Genomic DNA, 12,138 nt, shown 5'->3' with positions numbered 1-12,138 from the left:
AACCCATTGCATCTGTCACGGCTGATGGTGCTTATGACACAGTGAATTGTTATGATGCGATTTTGAAACGGCAAGCAAATGTAATTATCCCTCCTCGTTCCAATGCTGCTTTATGGGCAGAAAATGAAATTGGTAAAGCAAGAAATCATGCAGTACAAGGCTGTTGGGACAAGGGTCAAAAGCAGTGGAAACGAGATATTGGTTATCATCGACGATCCCGAATAGAGGCTAAAATGTTTGCCTTGAAACGACTTGGACAAGGTGTATCTAGTCGATGCTTTAATCGTCAGGTGGTTGACTTGCAAATAAGAGTCGATATTTTGAATAAATTTACTCAACTTGGTACAGCTAAAACGGTGGCTGTTGCATAAATATCTGAAGATTAGAACAACTCTACCTTTCGTCTATTTGTGCAACAAAGCCATTCAAATTAATAATAGATTTCTTTCATTGCAGTTTAGATGTTCTTTTTTTCCAAAAAGAAGAAGTAAAAAGGACTGATGAAATAAATCTAATAAAAAACCTGCTGATGCAGGTTTTTTTATTTTTCCTTATTTTAGCGATGGCTAATCAAATAAATGCCAAACGCCGTAAAGATACCACCAGAAACACCATCGATCCATTTTGCAACATTTTGATAAGCTGATTTAAAACTTGGTAAAGAAAATACAAATACCACAAATAAAAACCAGATCAGAGTTTCTACCGCAATAATAATAAACAGCAATGAATGCACATGATCTAATGCAGGATTTGCCAAGAACAAAGAAAATACACTACCAAAATAAATTACGGCTTTAGGATTGGATAAATTGGTCAACAAGCCTTTTAGGAAAAACTTGGTATCAGTTTTAGGTAAATCAATTGGCGTATTAGTATTTTGAACTTTGTGTTTGGAAAAAGCGGAACGTAGCATTTGAAAGCCGAGCCAACACAAATAAATCCCACCAATCACCAGTAGAATCTGTTTTAACCATGCCATTTTTTCAAAAATGATATTTAAGCCCATCAAGGCTAAGATTGCCCAAAACATGACCCCGACTGTAATTCCTAGAACGACAAATACGGCCTCACGACGCGAACGGCTAATTGCCGTTTGAGAAACTAGAAAAAAATCTGGACCTGGGGTAATCAGAGCGCAAAACTGAATGAACATCAGTGTGATCAAGGCAATAAACATTCATCCCCCAAATAAAGCGCATCTAGAGTCTAAATTTAACATTTTTTTGCATAATTCCCCAGCCATTTTTATGTCTGAACAGCTAATAAAAGTTTATTATTTTTTGATTGACTCAATGATATTGTTAAATTAGATAAATTAATGATGTCTGATAAAAAGTCAGATCGTTGATTTTAGCGTTAATATTTTTTAGTTTCAGTTCATTGTTATAGCGAGAAAAAAATGGATAAAGATCACCAACCTAATCCTAATGAAGACATTGAAGTGATTGATCAAGAGCAACTCAAGAACTTACCTGTCTTTAAAAAATCGGTGCTTGAATATAAAGGATTGGTGACAGCAGAAGAATCTAGCTCCGCCGCTTTACCCGAAAGTTATCCCTATCGCACACGTATGTCACGCAAGACGTATGAAGCCGAAAAGAAACTCCTTCAAATTGAATTACTTAAAGTTCAATCTTGGGTGAAGGATACAGGACAACGTATTGTGTGTTTATTTGAAGGGCGTGATGCAGCAGGTAAAGGGGGTACGATTAAACGTTTTATGGAGCATTTAAATCCACGTGGCGCGCGTGTAGTCGCTCTTGAAAAACCGAACCCTCAGGAAAGTGGTCAATGGTATTTCCAGCGCTATATTGAGCGTTTACCCACTAAAGGTGAAATGGTATTTTTTGATCGGTCATGGTACAACCGTGCAGGTGTGGAACGGGTCATGGGATTTTGTGAACCACAAGAATATTTGCAGTTTATGCGCCAAACACCTGAGCTTGAACGCATGCTGGTCAATAGCGGCATTCATTTATTTAAATTCTGGTTTTCGGTCAGTCGTGAAGAACAATTACGTCGCTTTATCTCGCGCCGTGATGATCCTTTAAAGCATTGGAAGCTCTCACCAATTGATATTCAGTCTCTTGATCGCTGGGATGATTATACTGAAGCCAAGAATCAAATGTTTTTCCACACACATACAGGCGATGCGCCGTGGACGATTATTAAATCTGATGATAAAAAACGTGCACGTTTAAATTGTATTCGTCATTTTTTATCGCAATTAGATTATCCAAATAAGGATCTTAAAGTGACGAATCGTGTGGATGACAAAATTGTTCTGATTCCAAATCCACAATTTAAACAAGTGATGGATACAGATTCTGACTGATCATCACTTAAAATTAATCCGCTAAATTCCAATCAAAAAAACACCATAGTGAAGACTATGGTGTTTTTAAACAAATACTAAACTAAAATTTCACGTTTACCGTTTGCGCCCATTGCGCTCACTATTCCGTTTTCTTCCATTTGATCGATAATCCGTGCAGCACGGTTATAGCCCAAACTAAATTTGCGCTGCAACGAAGAAGTCGACGCTTTACGGGTTTCCAAAACAAAGGCGACACATTGGTCATATAGCATATCGCGATCTGAACCGCCTTCTCCGCTGTCTTCAAAACCGCGTGAAGTGGGTTCTTCATCATAAGGGGTCAGGATTTCATCGACATAGTCAGGATCACCACGTTCACGCCACGCATCACAGATTCGGTTAACTTCATCATCACTGATAAATGCGCCATGTACACGCTCAGGCTCAATTTTACCTGGCCCAAGAAATAACATATCACCATGACCCAATAAGTCTTCTGCCCCACCCGCATCTAAAATAGTACGTGAGTCAATTTTTGAGTTCACACGTAAGGCCACACGTGTCGGAATATTGGCTTTGATCAACCCTGTAATCACGTCAACCGAAGGCCGCTGTGTGGCAAGCAATAGATGAATGCCCGCAGCACGTGATTTTTGTGCCAAACGGGTAATCATTTCTTCGGCTTTTTTACCCACCTGCATAATCATATCGGCAAATTCATCCGCCACAATGACGATAGAAGGTAAAGGTTGTAACCGTGGTGCGCGTTCCTGTGTTGCCGAATCACTTGGCTTCCATGTCGGGTCAATTAAGTCTTCACCATTCGCAATCGCTTCTTCAACCTTACGATTGTAATCCGCAAGTTTACGAATTTTTAAGAACGACATTAGTTTATAGCGACGCTCCATTTCATTGACACACCAGTTTAAAGCACTGACTGCATCTTTCATGTCAGTCACAACAGGCGTCAACAAATGCGGAATATCATTGTAGTTGGCAAGTTCTAGCTGTTTAGGATCGATCAAAATCAGACGTAACTGATCTGGCGTGTATTTTAATAACATCGATAAAATCATCGAGTTTACTGCCACAGATTTACCAGAACCGGTGGTTCCTGCGACCAACATGTGGGGTGCTTTACCCAAATCAGTAATGACAGGATTACCTGAAATGTCTTTCCCCATGGCCATGGAGAGTAAACCCGCAGGATCTTTAAAAGAAGGCGTTTCTAGCAATTCAATCAAACGTACCATTTCACGAGTACTGTTCGGAACTTCAATCCCGATATAAGGTTTCCCCGGAATCACCTCCACTACACGAACCGATGCCATTGACATAGAACGAGCTAAATCTCGTGAAATATTGGTGACTTTAGAAGCTTTAACACCGGGTGCCAAATCCAGCTCAAAACGGGTCACTACAGGTCCAGGTTGCGCTTCGATCACTTTGGCTTTGACATTAAATTCCTGAAGCTTAATTTCCAGTAATTCCGACAAACGTTCTAATTGCTCTGCGGTAAAGTTCACTTTTTTATTTGGATCAACTTTATCGAGTAACTCAAAACCCGGTAAGGTCGGCAAATCACGACGTTTTTGTGCAACTTGCATAGCACGAGACATCGGTCGACCTGAAATATCCGTTAATGGTGCATCAAAGTCAAACTCATCTAGCTCATCATCAGGTTTACCTGCGGTTTCCTGCCAAGCCTCAATAAATTCTTCTTTAGATAATTTATGATTTAAATCGGTCTGGATCGAAGCTTGAACAAATGGGGTGGATTGCGCATAACTACTTGTGGTTTGAATTGTAGCTTGAGCTTTAGGTTCTTCATCATCGACCAATAAATCAGTCAGATCATCAAGTTCCTCAGCATAGTGCATATTTTTAGGTGTCGATGGGGCAATCGATGCTTGCTGAATGGTTTGTTCCACCTGCTCAATCAATCCATCTGCATCATGTTCAACATGTACATGCGCTGAGGTATTTTCGACAAATGGCGTATGAATATCAGCTGCTTTATTATTAGGTACAGCCGCCAATAACTCATCAAAAATTTCATCGTCATTCCAATCCAGAGACGATTTTTTTTGAGCTTGAGCAGAATAATCGGTCATTTCAGCGTCAGTCTGGGCCACTTGCTGTAGATGATCATACGGGGAACGCGGTGCTTCTTGCGCATCATCAGCCGCACGAAGTAAGGCATCAATTTCCTGTTTATGATTCAGATCATCAGACTGTAAGGCACGCCAGACTTCTCCAGTTGCAACTAAACGCTGACTATCTTTTTGTAATTGATGCGCCTTTTGAATAGTTTTTTCAAATTCCTCAGGATCTTCATCATCTAAAATTTGTTGGTTTGCAGCCTGCTCTTTGGCTAAAACATCATCAAATAAACGTTCTGCGGTGGCATCACTTACATAACCATTTGCTTTGATTGTTGGAGAAGAATGCAATTGTGGTTGGATATCAGATTCAGAACCAGCTACAGAAGTTTCAACTTTTGAACTTGATACAGCTGTGGTTGCAGGCGAAGCAATTGTCTTTTTAGGAGGATCCGTCAGATCAAAATCAGACTCATGAGGAGATACATTTTTATAGAACAAATCCTGTAAATAAGCAGGTGTCGCTTTTAATGTCACCCACGTTTTATTCCACTGAATCCCAAAAGCAAATGTGATTAAAACCACCCAAAACACCAATAAGAATAAAGTTGCGCCATAGATGGTTAATAAATGACTCAGGCTTTCTCCGATCTCATAACCAATAATTCCCCCAGAGGCATTGTCCAGTGTATCGGCAGGCAGATTCCAGTGTAAATACAATAAGGTAGATGTCGCCAAAATAATAAAAAACTGTGCGGCATAACGAAATGGACGGTTTAAAAAACTGCGTGGCCACCAAACCTGTATTGCTTCAATAAACAAAAACAGTGGAATCAGTAAACTTGCCCAGCCTAAAAAGCCAAAGAGCAAATCGGCGATCCACGCTCCTGCCACACCACTTGCGTTAGACACTTGTTGGGTGTCACTTGAAATATGCATCCAGCCGGGATCAAACGGTGTATAGGTCACTGTTGCCAGAAACATATAGATCCCAAAAGAAACCAGAAATAATGTGATTAATAAGCGCTGTGCATAAACACTTGACACCGCAGTCATATACTGTCCTGTAACCCAGTTATAGATTGATCTTGTTATGTCGTAGCGTCAAAAGGTCGCTACGAATAAAGGTTATATTATGCACCTGTTCTTACAAAAAAGATGCATGATTGTTTACGCTTGTTGTTAATCTTGTTGTCAGGGGTAATTCACCTGATGACACAACATTAAAGGATTTTTTTAAATTGTCCACAATTGAGACTTTTATCTATATAGCTCAATTCGATTTAGATGATCAATATTATCGACATCAAATCAGCCCCTTTATGATCGACTTTCACGTATAATTTTCTCAATTTTAGTATAAATAAGGAAGCTTAGATGAGCGCTCGTCACTCGCGGTTAATTATTTTGGGTTCAGGTCCTGCGGGCTATAGCGCTGCGGTATATGCTGCACGTGCCAATTTAAAACCTGTTTTAATTGCAGGTTTACAGCTTGGTGGTCAACTCACCACCACAACTGAAGTCGATAACTGGCCGGGTGATCCTGAAGGATTGACAGGGCCTGCGCTTATGGAGCGTATGCAAACGCATGCAGAACGTTTTGGTACAGAAATCCTGTATGACCATATCAATGAAGTTGATCTGAAAACTCGTCCATTCGTGTTGAAAGGTGACATGGGTGAATATACCTGTGACGCACTGATCATTGCGACAGGTGCAACTGCTCAATACTTAGGGCTAGAGTCAGAAGCTGCATTTATGGGTCAGGGTGTCAGTGCCTGTGCAACTTGTGATGGTTTCTTTTACAAAAACCAAAAAGTCATGGTCGTCGGTGGCGGTAATACAGCAGTTGAAGAAGCTTTGTATTTATCTAACATTGCCTCACATGTCACATTAGTACATCGTCGTGACAGTTTGCGTTCTGAGAAAATTTTACAAGATCATCTATTTGCCAAAGAAAAAGAAGGCAAAATCAGTATTGTCTGGAATCATCAAGTCGATGAAGTACTCGGCGATAATACAGGCGTAACTTCTGTTCGCTTAAAATCGACTCAAGATGATTCAACTCAAACCATCGATGTACAAGGACTATTTGTTGCCATCGGCCACAAACCCAATACTGGCATGTTTGAAGGCCAGCTTGAACTCCGTGATGGTTATATCCAAGTACAAAGCGGAACCAAAGGCAATGCGACTGCAACCTCTGTGGCGGGGGTTTTTGCTGCGGGGGATGTGGCTGATAATATCTATCGTCAAGCGATTACCTCTGCGGGTTCAGGCTGTATGGCCGCGCTAGATGCAGATTTCTATTTAGACAGTATCTAAGTGGATGATTTAGACCCTGCAAAAATTAGGTAAGCTACAAAAAACCACCAATAAAGGTGGTTTTTTTGTTTAAGGACACGCTATAACTATTATCTAACTATTTTTTATAAGAATATTTTAATTAAATTACCACATTAAATAGGAAGCTTTATGACTATAACTTGGACCAACGGCTATCAAACAGAAGTAAATTATACCTATGGTTATTATCGAGACTTAAGTCCTAACTATCAGCGTTTTTGTTTATTGCTCAATGGCGTTGATTGCCCAAGCTCTAGTGAAACTCATCAGCATTGTGAACTGGGTTTTGGACAAGGGGTGAGTATTAATATTCATGCAGCGTCCAATGAAGGAACTTTTTGGGGAACAGATTTCAATCCTGCACATGCAGCACATGCCAACCAAGTTGCTGAACATAGTCAGACCGAACATTATTTTTATGATGATAGTTTTGAAGAACTGCTCAACAAACCTGATTTACCTATGTTTGACTCTATTAGCTTACATGGGATCTGGAGCTGGATTAGCTATGAAAACCAACTGATTATTTTAAAATTTATACGAAAATACCTAAAACCGAGTGGCATTGTGTATATCAGTTATAACTGTGTTACGGGTTGGGCCGCGAATATGCCGATCCGTGAGTTATTCCATAGTCATTTCAAATTTAATAGCAAAAGTACCAACCCAATCCAGAAAGTTAAAGATGCGTTAGATTTTAGTGAATCTTTGCTCGCTCAAAATCCATTATTTGTGAAACGCCATCCCCATGCGCTGTCAAAAGTGGGCGAACTAAAAAATCAAAATCCAAATTATCTGATTCATGAGTACTTAAATCAGGATTGGCAATGTTTCTCATTTCAGCAAGTCGTACGTTTACTGGAAGAAATTAAACTTACTTATGCTGGTTCCAGTGACTTAAATACGCATCTGGATAATATTAATTTTTCTCAGGAGCATCAGGATTTTTTAAATGCGATTGAGCATCCTATTTTTAAGGAACAATGCCGTGACTATTTTGCCAGTACGCAGTTTCGTCGTGATTTGTTTATCCGAGGTAAAAATTCACTGACCGATTTACAAACTCAAGAACGTTTAAGAAATACCGCATTTATTTTACTCAGCTCACCTGAATTTCTGCCTCATGATATTACTGGTTATCTGGGTACATTTAATCTGATCGAAGAAATCTATCACCCCATAGGTCAGCATTTTCTAAAACATGAATATCAGCCACAAACCATTCGGGAACTTGAGTTAGCACTGCCGCAGCTAAATTATGCGCAGATTTTAAATGCGCTGGTCATTCTATCTCATTTAGGTTTTGCTCAACCTTGCCAGAGCATAACCCCAAGTGAAAAAGTTACGGTACAGTGCCAACAACTTAATCACTATTTAATTCAACAAGCCAGTTTCCATCAAAATTATCAGGCACTCATTAGTCCCTTGACTGGAATTGGTATTCCAACTGAGCATTTTCATCAGCTATTTTATCGTGCTCATTTTATTGATGGATTAACGACTGCGCATGAATTTGCTGAGTACGTGCAACAGGTTCTCAATCAATTAAACTGGTATGTTTTGGATGCAGATAAAAATACCATTAGCGATCAAGCACAAAGTTTAGCGTTTATTGAGAAGAAAGCAGCGGAGTTTCTGGCCGCAGATAAATTAACGATTGCCCGACAACTCAGGCTATTTGCGTAAATGACCTGTTTTATCTGTGTGGATCGGCTAAAATAAGGCCGATCTTTTTTATCGTCTTCCCATCATGCTGCTTCCATCCATGTATCTTTTTCCAGATCCTATTGAGTCTGATCCACAAGGTCAGGGTCTGATTTGTATTGGAGCAGATCTAGAACCATCCACCTTATATGAAGCTTATACACACGGACTTTTTCCGTGGTTCAATGAAGGCGATCCCATTTGTTGGTGGTGTCCAGAGCCACGCTGTGTGATCTATCCTGATCAATACAAACCTAGCAAAACCCTATTACGCAACATGAAAAAGATGGATTATCGGATTACCATCAATCAAGCATTTGAACGGGTCATGCGTTCATGTGCATTGCCGCGTAATTACACCAGTGAAACATGGATATCTGAGGACATTGTACAAGGCTATGTTGAGCTGTTTCGTGAAGGTTATGGCTACAGTGTTGAAGTTTGGGATGATCAGGAACTCATTGGCGGTTTGTATGGCGTGAGTATTGGTCGAGGCTGTTTTGGTGAATCCATGTTTAGCGTCCGTACCGATGCTTCAAAAATGGCATTTTACGCTTTGATGCTTCTCGGACAGGAAAATCAATTGGCATGGATTGATTGTCAGTTAGTCAATGATCACTTACTTAGCTTGGGTGCCTGTACACTTTCTCGGCAAGAATATTTAAAATCGTTACAAGATGTAATTATTCGCCCCCCTATCGATTGGAAAAATTATCAAGAGCGTGTATTTTCAAGTAAAACGGTTGCCGAAAATGCAAAGCTAATTGAATGATAATAACGAGGGACCAATAATATGAAATCTTATCATCCCAAGTCCCTGCTCAATGATTTGCAGTATTACATCACGCCTCCACACGACTGTAGTTATCTTGAAAATAAATCTGCGCGAATGGTATTTTTAGACCCGATTCACCGTATCGATGTAGTGACCTTATCTGAACTTTCACGAGTTGGGTTTCGCCGCAGTGGCGATTTTGTTTATCGTCCAGAATGTCATTTATGTCGCCAGTGTCTATCCTGTCGTGTTCCTGCTCATGATTTTCAAATGAATAGCGTGCAAAAAAAAGCATGGAAGCGTAATCAAGATTTGCGCATGCAAATTACGCCAACCCATCAAGCAAGCCAAATACACTACGAACTGTATGAACGTTATATCAATGAGCGGCATGCAGATGGTGATATGTACCCGCCAAGTCTAGATCAATTTGAAAAATTTTTAGTGCATAGCTGTACTGAAAGTTTTTTTATTGAACTCTGGAAAGATGATCAACTGATTTGTGTTTCAACCAGCGACAAAATGGATGATGGTTTATCTGCGGTTTATACTTTTTTTGACCCTAATGAAAGTCGACGCTCTTTAGGTGTTTTTGCCATTTTAAAACAACTGGAATACGTGAAGACTTTAGGACAGGATTATCTCTATTTGGGTTACTGGGTACCGCACTCACAAAAAATGAATTATAAATCTCAGTATATTCCACTTGAACTTTTACTTGATGGTCAATGGCGTAGACTCAATCGGGCACTTAGCGCAGAAGAAATACAACGCTTAGGTAATTCATTGATGACGACACTGCCTTCCGAATGGAATAATTTGATCGTCGAGTGAACATTATCCACTCCATTAAATAATCCGCTTTATTTAAATCAATTATTTAAATAAAGCCGCAAAATCATCACTACAACTTTTCACCATAATAATCGCATGCTCACGTGTGCCATCAGGTTTTGGATAATAATTGCGTCTTAGATCAATCTGATGAAAACCAGATTTTTCATATAGCTTGATCGCCCCTAAATTACTTTCACGTACTTCTAAAAAAATCTGCACAGGATGGTTTTTGAGTAATTCAATCGACTTTTCCAAAAGTTGATAACCTAAGCCCTGCCCCTGAAATTTAGGATGAATCGCCATTAATAATAAATTCGCTTCATCCAACACAGGCTGCAAAATACAAAAGCCTAAAATCTGATTTTGCTGTTCGATCACGGTACTCTGGTAGGATTCAACCGACTCCAAAAACTGCTGTGCTGTCCACGGATGCGTTTGTACCTGCTGTTCAATTTGGGTAACAGCCTGAACATCTTTGGGTTGCATGGAACGAATCAATATATTTTGCATGTCAGCAATTTAAGCGAATGAAAAGATGTCTGATCTTATAGAATCCTGCACCATAAAAAAAGGGCAATTCATGCATTGCCCTTTGCATAAACAATTAACTTTATAAACCCAGTTTGGCTTTCCAATTTTTTAACAACTCAACAGTATCTAAATCATTGGGATGAAATCCAGGTTTAAAGTAAGCCAACATCTCACCCGTCATACCCGTAATAATCCCTTTTGACGGGCTATAGGCATATTTATAAATCATCGTTAACTCTTTTAAATTGAGTTTTTTATCTTCACGTAAAAGACGAACAACAAAAGAAGACTGCGTAACAAAGATCAGCCCCATTGCCACCAGTAATGCGGTATTACGCAGAGCATAAGCCTTTAAACCACGACCAAAAATACCCTCATACACATCGTAAGCCACGGCTTTATGTTCATTTTCTTCAACCGCATGCCAGAGCCACATATATTTCATGGTGTCATCGGTCATAAGTTCCTGAATATGAGGATTACGTAATAGTTCTGAAGCAATCGTCGCGGTAAAATGTTCAAGAGCTGTGGTTGCGGTTAAATCCACCATTTCCTGTGTCATGCCAAAAGGTTTCACCGCTTTGGCAAAGACTTTACGACCTGTCTGAATGACCACATTAGTCTGTTTTTCTAATTTGTTAACATCATGTCCATATTTTTGTGCTGATGAATTAAAACCCACATGCTCTTGGGTATGCATAGCTTCCTGACCAATGAAAGCACTGATCTCTTTTTGTAGTGCTTCATTATTTTTAATCGCGGGGTGATAACGAACTGCACGAACAGAATCGATAAAGAGTTTCTCACCATCTGGAAATAAAGCAGACAATGCGGTCATAAAATGGGTCAATCCTGCCGAACCATTCATCCAATATTCAGGTACATGGTCAAAATCAAAATTCATACGACGGACTGGAAAACTTGCACCCGCACGATTTGAAATATTTACCTTAGCATTCATGCTCATTACTCCTCAATGACGCTGACGCCATTGCTATTTATTGTTTGTTTTCTTCGTTGTTATCATACGGTATTGATCAAAAGCCTTAAGTGCAGTTAAGGACACAGAATTATCAGTTTAGGTCATGATGACAAAAATATGGAGAATGATCTTTTCTAACGAACCTTAAAAAGCTAAATAGCCAAAAACTATCACAAAAGCATTATTTAAATTCAGGCATAAAAAAACGCCCCGAATGGAGCGCCTTTTCACTATAAAGTGATTATGCAGTTACTTTCGCAACAACACCAGCACCTACAGTACGACCACCTTCACGAATCGCAAAACGTAGACCTGGGTCCATTGCGATCGGGTGGATCAATTCTACTGACATTTCTACGTTGTCACCTGGCATAACCATTTCCACGCCTTCTTTCAACTGGATTGCACCAGTTACGTCAGTAGTACGGAAATAGAACTGTGGACGGTAACCATTTAGGAATGGAGTATGACGACCACCTTCTTCTTTAGAAAGTACGTATACTTCTGCGTCAAATTTAGTGTGTGGCTTGATCGCACCTGG

10 protein-coding genes and 1 pseudogene are annotated in these 12,138 nt (G+C 39.8%); 6 read left to right on the top strand and 5 right to left on the bottom strand.

Going from position 1 to position 12,138, the window contains the following annotated elements; genetic code table 11:
• On the top strand, positions 1 to 371 hold a 371-nt coding region (locus tag J500_RS15920), incomplete at its 5' end, for an IS5/IS1182 family transposase (protein ID WP_034700548.1).
• Positions 372 to 556: 185 nt separating this feature from the next.
• Here J500_RS15920 and rhtC read toward each other — a convergent pair.
• Entirely contained in the window at positions 557 to 1,180 is a 624-nt protein-coding gene (rhtC, locus tag J500_RS15915) for a threonine export protein RhtC (protein ID WP_034700546.1), read from the bottom strand.
• Between the two features lie 222 nt (positions 1,181 to 1,402).
• Here rhtC and ppk2 point away from each other — a divergent pair, with 222 nt between their 5' ends.
• Positions 1,403 to 2,338: a polyphosphate kinase 2 gene (ppk2, locus tag J500_RS15910; protein ID WP_004991028.1), complete on the top strand. Its 936-nt coding sequence runs from the start codon at positions 1,403 to 1,405 to the stop codon at positions 2,336 to 2,338.
• 77 nt (positions 2,339 to 2,415) lie between these two features.
• On the opposite strand, the gene J500_RS15905 is transcribed toward ppk2, so the two are convergent.
• Complete coding sequence (locus J500_RS15905) at positions 2,416 to 5,478, bottom strand: DNA translocase FtsK (RefSeq protein ID WP_034700544.1); 3,063 nt, start codon at positions 5,476 to 5,478, stop codon at positions 2,416 to 2,418.
• Positions 5,479 to 5,799: 321 nt separating this feature from the next.
• Between J500_RS15905 and trxB the strand changes: the two genes are divergently transcribed.
• The 4 genes from trxB (at position 5,800) to J500_RS15885 (ending at position 10,081) form a co-directional block, all read left to right on the top strand.
• A complete protein-coding gene (trxB, locus tag J500_RS15900; RefSeq protein WP_034700542.1) occupies positions 5,800 to 6,747 on the top strand; it encodes a thioredoxin-disulfide reductase in 948 nt (315 codons plus the stop codon).
• Between the two features lie 150 nt (positions 6,748 to 6,897).
• Positions 6,898 to 8,454, top strand: a complete 1,557-nt coding sequence (locus J500_RS15895; RefSeq protein ID WP_004995941.1) for a class I SAM-dependent methyltransferase — start codon at positions 6,898 to 6,900, stop codon at positions 8,452 to 8,454.
• Between the two features lie 61 nt (positions 8,455 to 8,515).
• A complete protein-coding gene (gene aat / locus J500_RS15890) occupies positions 8,516 to 9,244 on the top strand; it encodes a leucyl/phenylalanyl-tRNA--protein transferase (RefSeq protein WP_026039972.1) in 729 nt (242 codons plus the stop codon).
• A 21-nt stretch (positions 9,245 to 9,265) separates the two neighbouring features.
• Complete coding sequence (locus J500_RS15885; protein WP_004995936.1) at positions 9,266 to 10,081, top strand: arginyltransferase; 816 nt, start codon at positions 9,266 to 9,268, stop codon at positions 10,079 to 10,081.
• A 42-nt stretch (positions 10,082 to 10,123) separates the two neighbouring features.
• Here the strand turns inward: J500_RS15885 and rimI are convergent, their stop codons facing one another.
• The 3 genes and pseudogenes from rimI to J500_RS15870 form a co-directional block, all read right to left on the bottom strand.
• A complete protein-coding gene (gene rimI, locus J500_RS15880) occupies positions 10,124 to 10,582 on the bottom strand; it encodes a ribosomal protein S18-alanine N-acetyltransferase (RefSeq protein ID WP_034700550.1) in 459 nt (152 codons plus the stop codon).
• A gap of 112 nt (positions 10,583 to 10,694) precedes the next feature.
• A complete protein-coding gene (locus J500_RS15875) occupies positions 10,695 to 11,576 on the bottom strand; it encodes a metal-dependent hydrolase (RefSeq protein WP_004995933.1) in 882 nt (293 codons plus the stop codon).
• Positions 11,577 to 11,838: 262 nt separating this feature from the next.
• A pseudogene (locus J500_RS15870) lies at positions 11,839 to 12,138 on the bottom strand (elongation factor Tu); the annotation flags it as partial.

It is taken from the genome of Acinetobacter sp. 479375, assembly GCF_000581715.1.
Taxonomy (GTDB): Bacteria; Pseudomonadota; Gammaproteobacteria; order Pseudomonadales; family Moraxellaceae; genus Acinetobacter; species Acinetobacter ursingii.
Note: the sequence above shows the minus strand (reverse complement) of the source record. Positions and strands in the feature narration are given on the sequence as shown.